The sequence below is a fragment of the Pseudomonas migulae genome (assembly GCF_043225285.1).
Lineage (GTDB): Bacteria > Pseudomonadota > Gammaproteobacteria > Pseudomonadales > Pseudomonadaceae > Aquipseudomonas > Aquipseudomonas migulae_C.
This window is the reverse complement of sequence record NZ_CP171224.1, coordinates 292,175-308,336: the sequence shown is the minus strand read 5'-3', so window position 1 is coordinate 308,336 and position 16,162 is coordinate 292,175. Positions and strand designations below refer to the sequence as shown.

Annotated in this window: 15 protein-coding genes; 5 read left to right on the top strand and 10 right to left on the bottom strand. The window is 62.1% G+C overall.

Translation table 11 applies throughout. From position 1 onward, the window contains the following. Window positions 1-36: 36 nt before the first annotated feature. Complete coding sequence (locus ACF6ZU_RS01485; RefSeq protein ID WP_392890157.1) at window positions 37-1,527, top strand: aldehyde dehydrogenase family protein; 1,491 nt, start codon at window positions 37-39, stop codon at window positions 1,525-1,527. 1 nt (window position 1,528) lies between these two features. On the opposite strand, the gene ACF6ZU_RS01480 is transcribed toward ACF6ZU_RS01485, so the two are convergent. Together ACF6ZU_RS01480 and ACF6ZU_RS01475 are read right to left on the bottom strand one after the other, a co-directional pair. Continuing rightward, window positions 1,529-3,916, bottom strand: a complete 2,388-nt coding sequence (locus ACF6ZU_RS01480; protein ID WP_392890156.1) for a DUF3772 domain-containing protein — start codon at window positions 3,914-3,916, stop codon at window positions 1,529-1,531. A 128-nt stretch (window positions 3,917-4,044) separates the two neighbouring features. After that, window positions 4,045-5,229 carry an acetyl-CoA C-acyltransferase family protein gene (locus tag ACF6ZU_RS01475; protein ID WP_392890155.1) on the bottom strand — a complete coding sequence of 395 codons (1,185 nt, stop codon included), beginning with the start codon at window positions 5,227-5,229 and terminating at the stop codon, window positions 4,045-4,047. Window positions 5,230-5,800: 571 nt separating this feature from the next. On the opposite strand from ACF6ZU_RS01475, the gene ACF6ZU_RS01470 reads away from it, so the two are divergent. After that, complete coding sequence (locus tag ACF6ZU_RS01470; protein ID WP_392890154.1) at window positions 5,801-5,953, top strand: hypothetical protein; 153 nt, start codon at window positions 5,801-5,803, stop codon at window positions 5,951-5,953. 675 nt (window positions 5,954-6,628) lie between these two features. Here ACF6ZU_RS01470 and ACF6ZU_RS01465 read toward each other — a convergent pair. From ACF6ZU_RS01465 to ACF6ZU_RS01450, 4 genes are all read right to left on the bottom strand, one after another. Then, window positions 6,629-8,032, bottom strand: a complete 1,404-nt coding sequence (locus ACF6ZU_RS01465; protein ID WP_392890153.1) for a heavy metal sensor histidine kinase — start codon at window positions 8,030-8,032, stop codon at window positions 6,629-6,631. Next, window positions 8,029-8,700: a heavy metal response regulator transcription factor gene (locus ACF6ZU_RS01460; protein ID WP_392890152.1), complete on the bottom strand. Its 672-nt coding sequence runs from the start codon at window positions 8,698-8,700 to the stop codon at window positions 8,029-8,031. Before ACF6ZU_RS01460 ends, ACF6ZU_RS01465 begins: the two co-directional genes overlap by 4 nt. A 40-nt stretch (window positions 8,701-8,740) precedes the next feature. Then, window positions 8,741-8,998, bottom strand: coding sequence for a DUF2790 domain-containing protein (locus tag ACF6ZU_RS01455; protein ID WP_392890151.1), 258 nt, complete (start codon window positions 8,996-8,998; stop codon window positions 8,741-8,743). A gap of 123 nt (window positions 8,999-9,121) precedes the next feature. Continuing rightward, the gene (locus tag ACF6ZU_RS01450) at window positions 9,122-9,892 is read right to left on the bottom strand and encodes an alpha/beta hydrolase (RefSeq protein WP_392890150.1); all 771 of its coding nucleotides are present in this window, start codon (window positions 9,890-9,892) and stop codon (window positions 9,122-9,124) included. Between the two features lie 328 nt (window positions 9,893-10,220). Here ACF6ZU_RS01450 and ACF6ZU_RS01445 point away from each other — a divergent pair, with 328 nt between their 5' ends. Then, window positions 10,221-10,442 carry a hypothetical protein gene (locus ACF6ZU_RS01445; RefSeq protein WP_392890149.1) on the top strand — a complete coding sequence of 74 codons (222 nt, stop codon included), beginning with the start codon at window positions 10,221-10,223 and terminating at the stop codon, window positions 10,440-10,442. Between the two features lie 7 nt (window positions 10,443-10,449). Here ACF6ZU_RS01445 and ACF6ZU_RS01440 read toward each other — a convergent pair whose 3' ends face one another. Continuing rightward, complete coding sequence (locus ACF6ZU_RS01440) at window positions 10,450-11,343, bottom strand: LysR substrate-binding domain-containing protein (protein ID WP_392890148.1); 894 nt, start codon at window positions 11,341-11,343, stop codon at window positions 10,450-10,452. 144 nt (window positions 11,344-11,487) lie between these two features. Here ACF6ZU_RS01440 and ACF6ZU_RS01435 point away from each other — a divergent pair, with 144 nt between their 5' ends. Both ACF6ZU_RS01435 and ACF6ZU_RS01430 read left to right on the top strand, forming a co-directional pair. Then, window positions 11,488-12,789, top strand: coding sequence for an NAD(P)/FAD-dependent oxidoreductase (locus ACF6ZU_RS01435; protein WP_392890147.1), 1,302 nt, complete (start codon window positions 11,488-11,490; stop codon window positions 12,787-12,789). A 52-nt stretch (window positions 12,790-12,841) separates the two neighbouring features. Continuing rightward, window positions 12,842-13,930 (top strand): polyamine ABC transporter substrate-binding protein, encoded by a 1,089-nt coding sequence (locus tag ACF6ZU_RS01430; protein ID WP_392890146.1) that lies wholly within the window; start codon window positions 12,842-12,844, stop codon window positions 13,928-13,930. 3 nt (window positions 13,931-13,933) lie between these two features. Here the strand turns inward: ACF6ZU_RS01430 and ACF6ZU_RS01425 are convergent, their stop codons facing one another. The 3 genes from ACF6ZU_RS01425 to chrA all read right to left on the bottom strand — a co-directional run bounded on the left by ACF6ZU_RS01425 (window position 13,934) and on the right by chrA (window position 16,162). Then, window positions 13,934-14,446 carry a DUF6644 family protein gene (locus ACF6ZU_RS01425; protein WP_392890145.1) on the bottom strand — a complete coding sequence of 171 codons (513 nt, stop codon included), beginning with the start codon at window positions 14,444-14,446 and terminating at the stop codon, window positions 13,934-13,936. Beyond that, the gene (locus tag ACF6ZU_RS01420) at window positions 14,446-14,796 is read right to left on the bottom strand and encodes a DUF6152 family protein (protein WP_392890144.1); all 351 of its coding nucleotides are present in this window, start codon (window positions 14,794-14,796) and stop codon (window positions 14,446-14,448) included. The genes ACF6ZU_RS01425 and ACF6ZU_RS01420 overlap by 1 nt, the downstream gene beginning before the upstream one ends. A gap of 160 nt (window positions 14,797-14,956) precedes the next feature. Beyond that, window positions 14,957-16,162: a chromate efflux transporter gene (chrA, locus tag ACF6ZU_RS01415; protein WP_392890143.1), complete on the bottom strand. Its 1,206-nt coding sequence runs from the start codon at window positions 16,160-16,162 to the stop codon at window positions 14,957-14,959.

The following is a 16,162-nucleotide window of genomic DNA, read 5'->3' as shown; positions in this document are numbered from 1 at the left end:
GCAAGCCGGCTCCTACATTTGAATGAAAGGTGATTTATGAGCAACGTTGAAATCCTGCCGCAGGTTGCTGCATTCCTTGACCGCCGCCACGGCTGCTTTATCGATGGCCAATGGGTGTTCGCCGAAGGGCAGAGCATCGCCGTGGTCAACCCGGCCACCGGCAAAACCCTGTGCGAAACCCTCGACGCCCCGCTGGAAGTGGTCGAACAGGCGGTGCAGTCGTCGCACAAAGCCTTCAAGTCCGGCGTGTGGTCGGGCCTGCGTCCGGCGGATCGCGAACGCATCCTGCTGAACTTCACGGCGCTGGTAGAAGCGCATGCCGAAGAACTGGCGCAGCTGGAAACCCTGAGCCAAGGCAAGTCGATCAACATGGCCCGGGCGCTGGATCTGAACGCCACCGTGGAGTTCATGCGCTACATGTCCGGCTGGGCGACCAAGATCGAAGGGCAGACCTTCGACGTGTCGATCCCGCTGCCGCCAGGCGCCAAATTCACCGCGTTCACCAAGCGTGAGCCGGTGGGCGTGGTGGTCGGGATCGTGCCGTGGAATTTCCCGCTGCTGATCGCTGCATGGAAACTGATGCCGGCCCTGGCCACCGGTTGCACGGTGATCATCAAACCGGCGATGGAAACACCGCTGACCGCCATGCGTCTGGCTGAGCTGGCGCTGGAAGCGGGCATTCCGGCGGGCGTGTTCAACGTCGTGACCGGTGGCGGCGCCTCGGTCGGTGGCGTGCTGACAGCGCACCCTTTGGTGAGCAAAGTGTCCTTCACCGGTTCCACCGCCGTGGGCAAGAGTGTCGGCGTGGCGTGCATGGAAAACATGACGCGGTTCTCGCTGGAACTGGGCGGTAAAAACCCGATGATCGTGCTGGCCGATGCCGACATCGAGAAGGCCGTTCAAGGCGCCATCCTCGGCGGTCTGCTGAACAACGGTCAGGTGTGTGCGGCGGCCTCGCGCTTCTACGTGCATCGTTCGATCCACGATCAATTCGTCGAAGCCCTCGCCGCTGCTGTTTCGGCGATGCCGATCGGCGCGGGCATGAACGGTGAGGCGGCGATCAACCCGCTGGTGTCACGCAAGCAGCAGCAAAGTGTGCTCAAGCACATCGAACTGGCTCGTCGCGAAGGTGCGCGGGTGGTGTCCGGTGGCGAGTTGCTGGAAGGCGAGGGCTTTTACGTGCAGCCGACCATTCTGGCGGACATCGACCACAGCATGGCCGTGGCCCGTGAAGAAGTGTTCGGCCCGGTGCTCGGTGTGATGCCGTTCGACGATGAAGACGCCGTGATCGCCCTGGCCAACGACAACCGCTACGGCCTGGCCGCCAGCCTGTGGACCAACGACCTCGGCAAAGCGATGAACCTGGTGCCACGCATCGAAGCCGGCACCGTCTGGGTCAACGCCCACGTGCTGCTCGACCCGGCGATGCCGTTCGGTGGCGTCAAGCAGTCGGGCATGGGACGCGAGTTCGGGCGCGCGGTGATCGAGGCCTACACCGAGCTGAAATCGGTGTGCATCGCCCACTGATTCACACCGTGGGCGCCGGTTTCGCCAGCTCGATACCGGCGTCGCTCAGGCGCTTGAGGATTTCAAACAGCAGGTCGCTCTTGGTCACGCCGACGATTCGCGGGCTGCCGACATAGCCGGTGACCGTCAGCGTGATGCCCTCGGGGGTCAGTTTGCTGAAGCGCACCATCGGCGCCGGTTTGTCGAGAATCGTCTCGTGCTCGCAATAGGTGTTGTAGAGCAGGTCTTTCACCTGTTCGGGGTCGATGTCCAGGGGGAAGGTCAGTTCGAGTGACGCCACCCCTTGGGCAGTGCCGCCGAGGGTGACGTTGCGCAGGTTCTGCGAGATCAGCTGCGAATTGGGCACGATCACAATCGAGCGGTCACTGAGCTGGATTTCAGTGGCCCGCACGTTGATCCGGCGGATGTCGCCTTCGACCCCGCTGATGCTGATCAGGTCGCCGACCTTCACCGGGCGCTCGGTCAGCAGGATCAGGCCGGAGACGAAGTTCTTGACGATCTCCTGCAAGCCAAAACCAATCCCCACCGACAACGCACTGACGATCCACGCCAGGTTGGTCCACTGCACACCCAGGGATGACAACGTCATCAGCACGACCCCGGCGTAGCCAATGTTGGCAAACAGGGTGGTCAGCGACGCCCGCATGCCCGGGTCCATTTCGGTTTTCGGCAGGAATTCCTTGTCCAGCCAGCGCCCCAGTGTCTTGATCAGGTAGATGCCGACCAGCAAAGCGAACGCGGCATTGAGCAAGTGCCCGGGGATGATGTTCAGTTTGCGCAGCCCGGCGCCGCCGAGAATGGAGAAAACATTGGTGAGCAGTTGCCCCAGTGTCGTGCCGACACCCCCAACGAACAACGTGATCAGCGCCAACAGCAACAGCCCGGCGCGCCCGACCCCCGAGAGGATGATCGAGATCTGCTCCAGGCGTCGGTCTTCGATGCCGAGCATCTGCTTGAGCCCCTTGCCGCTGGGGCTTTTGGTCGAGAACAGGTATTCGCAGGCATCCCTGAAGCACTGGATCAGCAGGTAGAAACCGCACAGGACGAGGAATCCCCAGACCAGTTCATAGGTGATGAACCTGGCCAGGGACACATAACCGGACAACAGGGCCAACAGACAGATCACCATCGCCACGCCGGTGGCGGTGTACAGCACGCCGGCGATCGTCCGTCCGGCTTCGGAGGCTTCGCCACTGGCGATCACGGCCCGGCGGACCTTGCCGGTGCGCAACAGCAGGTGGATCAGGATGCAGGCCACCACCAGTGCGATGACGCCTCGGCCGGCAATCACGATGCCGCTGCTCATGCCGGTGGCATTGAGAATCTGGTTCATCGTTACCAGCACCAACAGTACGCCGGCGAGAATGCGCGGGTAAGGTTTCAGCGCCACCGCCACCGGGTCGGCCAGCGCGGGTAACCGCCAGGACGGGTGTTGGGTGGAGAGCAGGGCGCGGCTCAACGCGGTGATCAGGACGCAGGTGTAGGCGACTTTTTCGAATTCCTGGGAAAACGTCGTCAGCACCGGTGTCAGCGGCGTTTCGCGGGTGAAAGTGTAAAACAGCAGTTGCAAGGCCAGGCCGACGGTGAGCACCGTGGCCAGTACCGAGGCGAGCGCGAGTGAGCTCCGGCGAAGGCGGCCTTCCGGCATCCGGTGGATGCACAACCAGGTCAGTCCGCGTTCGGCGAGCCGGCGGCCCAGCGTCCAGCAGAGCAGGGACAGCAACAGCAGGGTGCTGGTGATCAGGCGTTCCCCCGGTATCCAGGCGGCGCTGGCGACGGTTCGTGCCTGATCGAAGAACATTTTGAAGCGCAGCCGATCGTCCATGGACGGGGCCAGGAGCGGTGACCAGAACTCGGGGTTGAGCAGGCTGCGGGTGCTCAGGGTCAGCTCGCTTTCCAGCAGGTTGCGGCGGATGCCGGCGATCTGGGTGATGAGCTCGGTGGCGCTGGTTTTCAGTGCCGTCAGGGTTTTCAGCGTGGCGTCGGTTTTGTTTTTCTGCTCGGTGAGGGCCAGCCGTTGCGCGGTGATATCGGCTTGCTCGGCCGCGGAGTCCTCGCGGGGGATGGGGCCCAGCACGCCCAGTTGCGTGCGCAGTTGAGTCTGTTGGGGAAGCAGCAAGGCCGTCAGGCGATCGACGTCCAGCACGAACATCTGGACCTGGTCCTGCGGGCCTTCCAGCTGATTGAAGTTGTTGACCAGCGAAATCTGCTGTTTGAGGCTGTCCAGGCGCAGTTGCAGCGCCTGAAGATCGCTCTGGGAAATGGTGAGGTTGGCGGGGGCCGGCCTGGCCGCCGACAGGTCGGGAGGGTCCGCCGCCAACAGCATTCCGGGTCCCGCCCCGAAAAGCGTGAAAGCGACGAAAATCATGGCTTTCAGTGCATGACGCATAGGAGTGTCCGACTCGTTTGTTAGTCATTCAGCCTATGAGGTTAGGTCATCGGATAAACCTGCGAAGAATAGTTTGGTCGGCGGCGCTCAACCAGGCCCTCCGCTGAACGGAGGGCCGGCGGGAAAAGTCAGACGCGTTCGAACAATACGGCGATGCCCTGGCCGCCGCCGATGCACATGGTTGCCAGGGCATAACGGCCCTGGACACGGAGCAGTTCGTGAATGGCTTTGGTGGCGATGATCGCGCCGGTAGCGCCCACCGGGTGGCCCAGCGAGATGCCCGAACCGTTGGGGTTGACCTTTTCCGGGTCGAAGCCCAGTTCCTGCGACACGGCACAGGCTTGTGCGGCGAAGGCTTCGTTTGACTCGATGACGTCCAGGTCGGCGACGGTCAGCCCGGCGCGCTTGAGTACGAGACGCGTGGCAGGGATCGGGCCGAGCCCCATCAGTTCCGGCTCGACGCCGGCGTGGGCGTAACCGACCAGTCGGACCATCGGCTTGAGGCCTTGCGCGCGGACCATTTCACCGGTCGCCAGGATCAGCGCGCCCGCACCGTCATTCAGGCCCGAGGCGTTGCCGGCGGTGACGCTGCCGTCTTTCTTGAAGGCCGGTTTCATCTTGGCCAACTGCTCGGCATTGACCTCGGCGCGCACGTGTTCGTCGGTGGCAAAGGTCACGGTGCCTTTGCGCGAAGCGATTTCGATCGGCACGATCTGGCTGTCGAAGCGACCTTCGGCAATTGCCCGCGCCGCCCGTTGCTGGCTGAGCATGGCCAGTTCGTCCTGGGTCTGACGGCTGATGCCGTAGCGCTCGGCGATGTTTTCCGCGGTGATGCCCATGTGGAAACCGGCAAACGGGTCTTGCAGCACGCCGAGCATGTAGTCGATGGCCTGCATGTCACCCATGCGTGCGCCCCAACGCGCTTGCGGCAGCAGGTACGCGCCACGGCTCATGGACTCGACGCCACCGGCCAGCGCCGCGCCTGCGTCACCGAGCATGAGGCTTTGCGCGGCACTGACGATCGCTTGCAAACCGGAGCCGCAGAGGCGGTTGACGTTGAAGGCCGGGGTTTCTTTCGGCAATCCGGCATTCATCGCCACGGCGCGGGAGATGTAGGCGTCACGGGCTTCGGTCGGGATTACGTGGCCCATGACGGCATGGCCGATGTGTTCCGGCGCCAGGCCCGAGCGTTCGATGGCGGCGCGGCAGACGTCGGTGGCCAGTTGAATCGGCGGTACGTCCTTTAGCGAGCCGCCGAAGCTGCCGATGGCGGAACGGACGGCGCTGATAACGAAAATGTCGGATGGGTTCATGAGGGGTTCCCTTGTTCGGACGGGTGCGCGTTTGGCGCTGTTATTGGGGGGAGAGTCTAGGGGCGGTGGTGGGGTTGGGGTATGTCGAAAGTGCTCAAGGGGGGTGGTTTTTTTGCCATTTCATGTTGGGTGGTTTGGTGTGGTCCTCGGTAGTTTTCGAAGCCATTGTGGGGGCGGGCCTGCTCGCGATGGCTGGGTGTCTGTTGGTGTACATATCCATTCCTTCGGTAACGGCGGCTATTGGTTTCGCCCTTACGGCGAGTCACTTGGAAAAGCCCCAAGTAACCAAGGGCTCTTGCCCCTTTCGTTCGGTGCCTCGCCAGGGCTCGGCATTCCCTCGCTCCGGTCCTGCTCCGTGGGCCCGCCGCCATCGGCCATCCATGGCCGGGGGCGGCTAACCCGGCATCCATGCCGGGTTGCCCACTGCGCAGAACCTCCACTCGGCCTCTCGAGGGGGCGACCACCGCCACAGCCGCCGAGGCGGCCTTAAGGCCGACCTGGCTCTCTTGTGTTCGCGTTCCCTCATTCCGGATCTGTACATCGCTCCCCTGTAGGAACCGGCTTGCTGGCGATGGACGTCAACGATGACGCGGGTTGTCTGGATGAACGCGGTGTCTGGACGTTTTTCGCGAGCAGGCTCGCTCCTACAAGGGATCGGGTTCACACGGTCAAAATGGTAGGAGCCAGCTTGCTGGCGATGGACGTCAACGATGACGCGGGCTGACTGGATAAACGCGGTGTCTGGGCGTTTTTCGCGAGCAGGCTCGCTCCTACAAGGGATCGGGTTCACACGGTCAAAATGGTAGGAGCCAGCCTGCTGGCGATGGACGTTAACGATGACGCGGGCTGTCTGAATGAACGCGGTGAGTGGGCGTTTTTCGCGAGCAGGCTTGCTCCTACAGGGGATGGGGTTCACACGGTCAAAATGGTAGGAGCCAGCTTGCTGGCGATGGGCGTCAACGATGACGCGGGCTGTCTGGATGAGCGTGGTGCCTGGGCGTTTTTCGCCAGCAAGCTGGCTCCTACAGGGAATCGCGTACGCTTTTGCTTTTCACCACTCATCAGGCCGAGCGTTAGCTCGCCTTGGCTTTTGATCTTGCGGTACACGCCCCCTCGTGAGGCCGAGTGGAGGTTCTGCGCAGTGGGCACCGCGGCAAGGATGCCGCGGTAGCCGCCCCCGGCCATGGATGGCCGATGGCGGCGGGCCCACGGAGCAGGACCGGAGCGAAGGAATGCCGAGCCTAGGCGAGGCACCGAACGAAAGGGGCAAAAGCGCTTGGTTACTTGCCGCCGGGCGGCGTTCCGTGTTTGCAAGTGACTCGCCGTAAGGGCGAAACCGCCAGTCGCCGTTACCGCAGAAACGGATATTCACACCAACCGCGAAAACACCAAACCCACCTCATTCCCCCACCCCCCGCACCGGAAAGAACAACTCAAAACACGTCACCCCCTCACGGCTGCTGACGCTGTACCCCCCGTTATGCAACTGCATGATCGTCGCCACGATCGACAACCCCAACCCATTGGAATGCGCCGAACGCTCACGGGACTGATCAACCCGGTAAAAACGCTCAAACAACCGGGGCAAATGCTCGGCAGGAATAGTCGCACCCTGGTTACGCACGGTCAGGCGAATCCCGTCAGCGTCAGGCGTGGCACAGATGAACAGTTCGGAATGCGGCGCACCATATTTGATGGCGTTGGCGCAGAGATTGGCCAGCGCACGGCGCAGCAGCATCGGCTCAGCCCAGATCACGCCGGCGCCCTGGGCATCAATGCTGATCCCGACATCCGCCGCCGGGCCTTCGAAGTAGTCGGCCATACGCTGCATTTCGTCGGCAGCATCCAGTTCCTGCCGCTGGCTCAGTGCACTGGCCGGGTCAGTGCGGGCCAGAAACAGCATGTTGTCGAGCATCCGCGCCAGGCGCTCAAGTTCCTCGACATTGGACGCGAGCAGCTGCTGATAGGCTTCAATGCTGCGATTCTGCTGCAACGCGACCTGGGTCTCGCCGAGCAGGTTGTTGATCGGCGTGCGCAGTTCGTGGGCCATGTCGGTCGACACCTGGCTCAATTGCGCAAAGCCTTTGCCGAGTCGGTCGAGCATCGCATTGAAGGCGTCGATCATCGGCAGCAGTTCCCGTGGCGCGCCCTGGTCTTCGAGGCGTTCGGAAAGGTTGCCGACGCCGATGCCATGGGCGTGCCGGGCCAGACGCCGCACCGGCAGCAGGCCGCGATGCACCAGCAGGTAGCCGGACAATGCCAGCAAAATCGCCGCGATACCGGCGAAGATGCACACGTTGAACCGGTAGCTGGCGAGCACCGCCGTGCGCTCGGTCATCAGGCGCCCGGTGACTACCTGCAGACTGCCCATGTCGTCGGATTCGATGGTCGCCGCGACCGCCGCGAAAGGGATACCGTCTACACCGGGAAAATGCTGGACGTCGGCCAGGCTCAAAGGATGATCCATCGACACGGGCGCCAGCGAGGGCAGGGCGAGGTTGCCGGGGTTGACCACCAGCAGCGGTTTTTGCCCGGGGGCACCGATGGTCAACAGCGCCTCGCGGTTGCCAAGCATGTTCTGGAACAGCGCCGGTTTGGTCCGGATCAGGTCCAGCGTATTGCTGTCATTGAGGAAGGTGCGCAGTTGATCGATGCGGTTCACCAGGGCAGCGTCGTCGCGGCGAATCAGCTCGCGCTCGAGGTCGCGATAGAGCGCTGCGCCCAACAGGGCCAACGTGGCAAACGCCAGCAGGGCAAACACCAGCGCCAGGCGCAGGGTCAGGGAATGGCGAAGTCGGCTCATGGCTGGGTGTCGAAGCGGTAGCCGATGCCGCGCACGCTGTGGATCAGCTTGAGCTGGAACGGGTCGTCGATCTTCAGGCGCAATCGGCGCACGGCGACGTCGACCACATTGGTGTCACTGTCGAAATTCATGTCCCAGACCCGAGACGCGATCATCGAACGGGACAGGACTTCGCCCTGGTGGGTGGCGAACAGGTGCAGCAGGGCAAATTCCTTGTTGGTCAGGGTGATCCGCACGCCGGCGCGGGTGATGCGGCGCTTGAGCACGTCGATCTGCAGGTCGTCGACTTGCAGCTGTTCTTCCTCGCGAGTGGGACCGCGGCGGGTCAGGGTGCGCAGGCGCGCCACCAGTTCGGCGAAGGAAAAAGGCTTGATCAGGTAATCATCGGCGCCCAGCTCCAGGCCCTTGATCCGGTCGGCAATATCATCCCGTGCGGTGAGAAACAGCACCGGCGTGTCGGCTTCCTTGCGCAAGCGGCGCAGGACTTCCCAGCCATCCATTTTCGGCATCATGACGTCGAGCACGATCACATCGAAATCGTGCTCCAGAGCCAGGTGCAAACCGTCGGCGCCGTCCCGCGCCAGGCTGACGGAATAACCGAGTTCCTGCAGGCCGTTAAGCAGGTAGTTGCCTGCCTTGGGTTCGTCTTCGACTACCAGGATATTCATGGGGTGCGTGCCTCAGCCAATTGGCGCCAGTGTAGCCGGATCAATGATCGTTGGTGCAGCCCGTGCCGTTGACCTGGTAATCGAGGACGTGCTCGCGACCCTGGTGATCGAGGTAGTCGAGTCGCGCCGGAATCAGGCCGCATTGTTGCGAGATGTCGGTGCTGGACAGGACTTTGGCGACGTCCATGTGCACGAAGAAACCGGTCTTGTCGTGGATCACCGGCGCGGTGCTTTGGGTGTCGGCAAACGCCGAGCCGGTGGCGAGGAGGGCAGCGAAGCCGAGGATTAACATTTTCATGATGAGTTTCTCTCTTCAGGTTGGCTGCCGGGAATGGCCTGGCAGTGAGCTCAGGTTAACCACGCGATCCGGACAGCCGACCAACAGTTCAATGACAAAGTTGTAATGAAACCGGGCCTGGCGTTATGGCTGGCGGCCGGAGGCTTCGAGGATCAGGTCGGCGATTTCCTTCGAGTGGGAAACCAGCGACAAATGGCTCGACGGCAGCTCGATGGTGGTGGCGCCCATGCGTTTGGCGAGGAAGCGCTCGAGGTCGGGGTTGATGGTCTGATCGAGGCTGGAGACCGCGTACCACGACGGTTTGCTGTGCCACGCGGCGGCAGTGGTGCGTTCGCCGAACAGGGTTTTGGCGATGGGTTGCTGCACGGCGAACAGTTGCATCGCCTTGTCGTGGGGTACGTCACTGGCGAAATACTTGAGGAAGGCGTCCTGCTTCAGGCTGACGAAACCGTCGTGTTCTTCGGTGCCGGCGCGCACCGGCATGGTCGGGTATTTGCCTGACAGTGCGACGAAGTCTTCACCGGCGTCCGGGGCGCGGGCGGCGACGTAGACCAGCGAACTGACTTTCGGATTGACCCCGGCCTCGCTGACCACCGTACCGGCGTAGGAGTGCCCGACCAGCACGGTCGGGCCGTCTTGCTGGTTGAGTACGCGCTGGGTGGCGGCCACGTCGTCGGCGACCGAGGTCAGCGGGTTTTGCACGGCGGTGACGTGCAATCCGGCAGCCTGTAAACGCGAGATCACGTCCGCCCAGCTGGAGCCGTCGGCCCAGGAACCGTGCACCAGGACAACGTTGTTGGCCTTGACCGGCGCAATGTCGCCGGCCATGGCGGAACCGGTGCCGAGCATCAACAGGCTGGCGGCGATCAGGCAGAGTTTGCTCAATGGTTTCATGGTATCGACCCTTGTCATCATCAGTGGGAGGCGTCACCCGGTGTGGGTGACTGACGAGGCCACTTTAGGAAGCGCGGGTGCTGGCTACGCTGACAAGTCGATGACAAGTTTGTAATGCAGGGCGTTGGGTTTGCGGTGATTTTCAGGGCCTCATCGCCGGCAAGCCGGCTCCTACAGGTATTCGGTGAACCCGCACTTGTAGGAGCCAGCTTGCTGGCGAAGGCGTCAGAGAGTGCGCAAATGATCTTGGCGGGCCGCCGTATGTCGGGCACAAGGAACGCCTGGCCGATACGCACTTCCAACTCTGCACAATCCTGGGAGTTGGACCATGACCGATGATCTGAGACGCGATGCCCTGGCTGCCTGGTACAAGCTCCTCGCGACGCCCGAGATCCGTATGGACGTGGAGGAGCAATACGACGAGTTGCTCAAGGCCGCCGACGAAATGGAGCGTGCCGGGCTGATCAGCAGTTCGGAATGGCGCACCCTGGTGCGCGAAGCCGGGGTGGCGTTTGCCTCGGCAACCCAAGGCGTGGGCGGCGGCACCTGAGGTTCGATCAGCGCTGCTTTTCGGCCTGTTGCGCAAACCATTGCAGGATCAACGCGCAGGCCGGATGCGCGTTGGCGGCGGGTTGCAGGTTCAACGCATACACACCTCGGGTTTCCAGCGCTCGACCGAAAGGCACAACCAACACGCCCCGTTCAATCGATTCCCCGGCCAGGGTCCGGTCCGTCATTGCCACACCCAATCCCCGCGCGGCGGCATCGAGCGCCAGTTCGTCGAGGTTGAAGGGGATGTGCCGGTAATCCTCCAGCGGCCTGCCGCCATTGGCGGACAGCCACTGCACCCAGTCATTGCGGTCCGCCGAGCGGTGCAACAACGGAAAACCCACAAGGTCATCCACCGACGCCAGCGGCCGGCCCACCGAGCCCAACCCTGGCGCGCACACCGGCACTAATGCTTCCTTGAACAGGGTCAGGCAATCCGGGTCAGCGGACGGCTCGGGCAGATAAAGAATGTACGCATCACTGTCTGCGGCCGGCTCCACCACTTCGGTGGCCACGGTTTCGATCGACAGCGAAACCTCCGGATGGCTTCGATAAAACTCGCTCAATTTCGGCAGCAACCAGCGCACCGCCAGGGACACATGCATGCGAATGCGGAAGGGGCGTTCCTGTGGTGCGAGCCGGTCTTCCAGCGTCTTCAATTGCGCCAGGATATTGCGCGCGGTCCCCAGCACCTGTTCGCCTTCCGGCGTCAGCCCCACATGGCGGCTGTTCCTGACGAACATCGGCACGCCGAAGTGGCTCTCCAGCAGCTGGATTTTGCGACTGACTGCGCTCTGGGTCAGGCACAGCTTGAGCGCCGCCTGGGTGAAGCTGCCTGAGTCGGAAACCTCCACCAATGCCTGCAAGGCCTGGAGCGAGGGAACGTGGCGAATTTTATCCATGCGTTTTCTGAATGGCTCGATGATTTTATAACGTTGGTTGTATCACTACAGGCCTTATAGATTCCAGCTCTGGCGAGCGTCTGGCGGAAACGCCCATGCGATTACTGCATGCGCTCGCAGAATGACAGTCGAATGAGGTGAGGCATGACCAATGAATGTGGCTGGATTGCGCAAACGGGAAGTTCACCCGCGCGCAGTTCTCTCCAAGGCAGCGTAAAGGCCGATTGGCTGATTATCGGTGCCGGCATCACCGGGCTGAGTGCCGCTCACTCGCTCGCGCAGTTGCACCCTCAAGCGCGGATCGTGATTGTTGACCGGCAACGCGCAGCCCAAGGCGCGTCGGCGCGCAATTCGGGTTTCGTGGTGGGGCATGAACACCCGACCACCGACGAACTGATCGGCAACCACGGGTTTGCCGGCTATGAAACGGACACCGCGATTTCACGCGCCGCCAGTGACGAAGTCCGCCAGCGCATCGCCCGTCATGGCATTGACTGCGACTTTCGTGATGCCGGCTACTTTTTCGCGGTCAACGATCCCGGGAAATTGACCGACGTCGAGGCGAAACTGGCGACATTGCGTGCGGTCGGTGCCTCCGCTGAATTCCTGCAAGGTGAACAACTGACCGAAAAATTGGGCACCCGGCATTATCAGGCCGCGATCTGGTGCGGCCGTGGCAACGCGCTGCTGCAACCGGCGAAATACGTGAAGGGTTTACTGGATGCGCTGCCGGAATCGGTGACGCTCTTCGAGAACACCGACATCACCGGCCTGGAACGTCTGGGCGAAGGGCGTATTCGTGCCAATGGCCGCGCCGGCAGCGTTGAGGCCAGGCAAGTCATCGTGTGCCTGAACGCGTTCATTCCCCGTTCGGGCATCGACCATAGCGCGACGTTCCCGATGGAACTCAGCGCCAGCCTGACGCGGCCGCTCAGTGATGAAGAGTTCCAGGCCATCGGCACTGTCGAGCCGTGGGGCGTGCTCTCGACCCGGCCGCTCGGCGCGACGGTACGCCTGACGCCGGACCGTCGCGTGATGATCCGCAACACCGCCGAATACCGCTCCCGCGACTTGACCGACAGCGAACTGCTGCAGCGACGCCAACACCATGTACTCGGCCTGCAACGGCGCTTTCCGTTCCTCGGCGAGCAGGACATCCAATACACCTGGACCGGCCATCTAAGCGCCTCGCGCAGCGGGCAACCGTATTTCGGCAAGGTTGAAGAGGGCGTATTCGCGGTCGCCGGTTGCAATGGCTCGGGCGTTGCGCGCGGCACCTTGTGGGGCCGTTTGCTCGCCGAACTGTCCTCGGGCGCCAGCTCGCCGATCCTTGAATCGGTGATGCAACGGGCTCAACCGGGCTGGCTGCCGCCGAAACCGTTCCTCGATATCGGTGCCATGCTGCGCATGCGCCTGGAAGCGGTCAGGGCCCGGACAGAAATCTAGAAAAACCCGGCCATCGAAAAACAACAAAAGCTCATCAACCAGGTAATTGAACATGCGCGTGAACACGATTCCCCTGATGCTTGCACTGACCACGCTGTCGGCAGCCACTTACGCGGACGAAGTGGTGAATATTTCCAACTGGAACGGCTACATCGCCGACGACACGCTGCCCAGTTTCACCAAGGAAACCGGGATCAAGGCGACTTACGACATTCATGACAGCAACGAAGTGCTGGAGTCGAAGCTGATGACCGGCAACACCGGCTACGACGTGGTCAGCCCGTCGAACCATTTTCTGTCGCGCCTGATCAAGGCCGGGGCCATTCAGAAGCTCGACAAGAGCCAGTTGCCTAACTGGAAAAACCTCGACCCGGCGTTGATGAAAAAACTTGAGGTCAATGATCCCGGCAACCAGTACGGCTACCCGTACATGTGGGGCACGGCGGGGATCGGCTACAACGTTGAGAAGATCAAGGCGATCTTCGGCAACACCGATATCACCCATTCCTGGAAGCTGTTTTTTGATGAAGAGAACATCAAGAAGCTCAGCCAGTGTGGTGTGGCGATCATTGATAACCCGACGCAGGTTTTACCGATCACCCTCAACTACCTGGGCCTGCCGCCCCATAGCCACGAACCGGCGGATTACAAGAAGGCCGAGCAGGCGCTGCTGAAAATCCGGCCGTACGTGCAGTATTTCCACGCGTCCAAGTACATCAGCGACCTGGCGAACGGCAACGTCTGCGCGGTGATCGGTTTCAACGGCGACATCGTCCAGGCCGCCGCCAGCGCCAAAGAGGCCAACAACGGCATCGACATCGCGTATTCGATTCCCGACGAAGGCTCGACGTTGTGGTTCGACATGGTGGTCATGCCGAAAAACGCGCCGCACGAGAAAAACGGCTATGCGTACATGAACTACCTGCTGACGCCGCAAGTGATTGCCAACATCAGCAACAGCATCCACTACGCCAACCCCAACCTGGCGGCGGATCCGTATGTTACTCCGGCGGTGAAGCAGGACCTGGCGATCTACCCGCCGAAGAACGTGCTGGAGAAGTTGTTTACCGTCGAGGAGTTGCCAGCGGCAATCGCGCGGTTGAGCACGCGTTTGTGGACCAAGTTGAAAACCAATACCTGATGATCAGGTGTAGGCCAGCAGCCGACCGCACAACACCACCGTGAGCCACAGTGCAATCGACAGCAGCGCCTGGCATTTTGCGATGCCGGGCGCAGCCACGGCGGTGTTCCATTGGTTGACCGAACGATAGACACCCAGGTGAAACATCAGGGCGTTGAGGCCTGCCGTCGCAATCAGGCACAGCTTCAGGATAAACACGTCGTTGGAGGCGAAGTCATGGGGATGGGCTGAAAACATCATCAGCCCGGCGGGCACGATCAGCAGCAGCGCCGCCACTGACCAGGTCAGTAGATGGCGAGCGAGGTCGGTCACGGCGATGTTTTTCGACAGGCCGAGTATCCGTAGATCGAACATGACGATGGAGCCGATCAACACAGCGAACCCGATGATGTGAACCACCTCAACCATCGGGTACAGCCACAGGTCGCCGCGCATGGCGGCGCCCAGTTGCGAATCGCCCACCCGGTCCAGCCAGCCATACGCAGCCGAACCGTCGCCGATAGTGAGGGTTTGCATCAGCGCAGCTCTGTGGTTTTGCCGCCGACAGTGATGCGTTCGGCGCGCAGTTCATCCGGTTTGTTGCGGTTCTGATAGCCGACCACGCTGGCTGTGCTGCCGACGCTGAGCATTTCCCGGGAAAGACCACGGTTTTCCATGCGCGAGGGCGGTGCCAGTACCACGTTCCAGGTCTTGTCCGGGGTTTTCAGGCGCACGAATCCATGGGGATGGGAATAACCCGACTCTTCGATCGTGCCGTTCAATTGCAAGGGATTACTGGAGTCGTATTCACTCCAGCCGTGATGGGCGAACGCCGCGGTTGCCACCAGTACCAGTGACAAACCCATGCCGCCGAGCATGCCTTTCATGACTCGTCTCCTGATGCACGCCACCAATAAACTCAAGTCGCGAAGTTCAGTCGTTTTTCAGGATAGCCCGCTGATTTCCAGTGTGACGTCGAAGGCCCCGGGATTAATGTTTCTGAAAAAGTAACTGGCTGAAAATCAGAGGGTTATTGGCCTGTTTTGACTAACCGGGGCTCAACAGCCACCCTGCAACCCCGCAGCCGAGCACCACCAGCCACGGCGGCAGCTTCCAGAACATCAGCGCCACCAGGGCGACCAATGCCAGGGCGAAGTCTTGTACGGTCAGAATGGCACTGGTCCAGACCGGCTGATACAGCGCGGCCAGCAGCAGGCCGACTACCGCGGCATTCACCCCGATCAGGGCGGCCTGTGCACGTGCGTTGCGTCGCAGCCGTTCCCAAAACGGCGCGGCGCCGAGGATCAGCAGGAACGACGGGGCGAAGATGGCGAGCAGGGCGATCATCCCGCCAATCCAGCCTGAAGGCGCAACGTTCATTGATGCACCGAGAAATGCAGCGAAGGTGAACAGCGGCCCCGGTACGGCCTGCGCGGCGCCGTATCCGGCGAGGAAGGTTTCGTTGCCGACCCAGCCGGAAGGCACCACCTCGGCTTGCAGCAGTGGCAGCACGACGTGGCCGCCGCCGAATACCAGTGAGCCGGTACGGTAGAAGGCATTCACCACCGCCAGGGTTTGATTCGGCATGAGCGCATTCAACAGCGGCAGGCCAACCAGCAAGGTCACGAACAGCAACAACCAGAGCGCCCCGGCCCGTCGGCTGACGGTGATGGGCAACGGGTCGTGGGCGTCGATTTGTGCGGGTTTGAACAGCAGCAAGCCGGCCACACCGGCAACGCCAATCACGCCGACCTGAGCCCACGCTGACGGCTCGAGCAGAACGGCGCAGGCGGCAATCAACATGAGGGTGACGCGCAAGCTGTCCGTGCACAGGTTTCGCGCCATGCCCCACACGGCTTGAGCCACCACGGCAACGGCCACCACTTTGAGCCCGTGCAGTGCACCGGGAGAAAGGAGCGAACCGTAGCGGGACATACCCAGCGCAAACAGGATCAGCACGAGGGCCGAGGGCAAGGTAAAACCGGCCCATGCCGCCAGCGCCCCGCGGTATCCCGCCCGCGACAGGCCCAGCGCCATGCCGACCTGACTGCTCGCCGGGCCCGGGAGGAATTGGCACAGCGCCACCAGATCCGCATAGCTGCGCTCCGACAGCCAGCGTCTCCGGGTGATGAATTCCTCACGGAAATAGCCCAAATGCGCGATGGGCCCGCCGAAAGACGTCAGCCCCAGCCGCAGGAAAATGACAAACACCGACCACGCGCTACTGCGGTCATGGGCGCGGGTTTCGGCCAT

Bases quoted from the DNA above. Each gene is read 5' to 3' on its own strand.
- ACF6ZU_RS01430 (WP_392890146.1), top strand. From the start codon at position 12,842: ATGCGCGTGAACACGATTCCCCTGATGCTTGCACTGACCACGCTGTCG.
- ACF6ZU_RS01445 (WP_392890149.1), top strand. From the start codon at position 10,221: ATGACCGATGATCTGAGACGCGATGCCCTGGCTGCCTGGTACAAGCTC.
- ACF6ZU_RS01480 (WP_392890156.1), bottom strand. From the start codon at position 3,916: ATGCGTCATGCACTGAAAGCCATGATTTTCGTCGCTTTCACGCTTTTC.
- ACF6ZU_RS01420 (WP_392890144.1), bottom strand. From the start codon at position 14,796: ATGAAAGGCATGCTCGGCGGCATGGGTTTGTCACTGGTACTGGTGGCA.
- ACF6ZU_RS01435 (WP_392890147.1), top strand. From the start codon at position 11,488: ATGACCAATGAATGTGGCTGGATTGCGCAAACGGGAAGTTCACCCGCG.
- chrA (WP_392890143.1), bottom strand. From the start codon at position 16,162: ATGGCCGAAACCCGCGCCCATGACCGCAGTAGCGCGTGGTCGGTGTTT.
- ACF6ZU_RS01470 (WP_392890154.1), top strand. From the start codon at position 5,801: ATGGACGTCAACGATGACGCGGGTTGTCTGGATGAACGCGGTGTCTGG.
- ACF6ZU_RS01425 (WP_392890145.1), bottom strand. From the start codon at position 14,446: ATGCAAACCCTCACTATCGGCGACGGTTCGGCTGCGTATGGCTGGCTG.
- ACF6ZU_RS01450 (WP_392890150.1), bottom strand. From the start codon at position 9,892: ATGAAACCATTGAGCAAACTCTGCCTGATCGCCGCCAGCCTGTTGATG.
- ACF6ZU_RS01440 (WP_392890148.1), bottom strand. From the start codon at position 11,343: ATGGATAAAATTCGCCACGTTCCCTCGCTCCAGGCCTTGCAGGCATTG.
- ACF6ZU_RS01475 (WP_392890155.1), bottom strand. From the start codon at position 5,229: ATGAACCCATCCGACATTTTCGTTATCAGCGCCGTCCGTTCCGCCATC.
- ACF6ZU_RS01460 (WP_392890152.1), bottom strand. From the start codon at position 8,700: ATGAATATCCTGGTAGTCGAAGACGAACCCAAGGCAGGCAACTACCTG.
- ACF6ZU_RS01485 (WP_392890157.1), top strand. From the start codon at position 37: ATGAGCAACGTTGAAATCCTGCCGCAGGTTGCTGCATTCCTTGACCGC.
- ACF6ZU_RS01455 (WP_392890151.1), bottom strand. From the start codon at position 8,998: ATGAAAATGTTAATCCTCGGCTTCGCTGCCCTCCTCGCCACCGGCTCG.
- ACF6ZU_RS01465 (WP_392890153.1), bottom strand. From the start codon at position 8,032: ATGAGCCGACTTCGCCATTCCCTGACCCTGCGCCTGGCGCTGGTGTTT.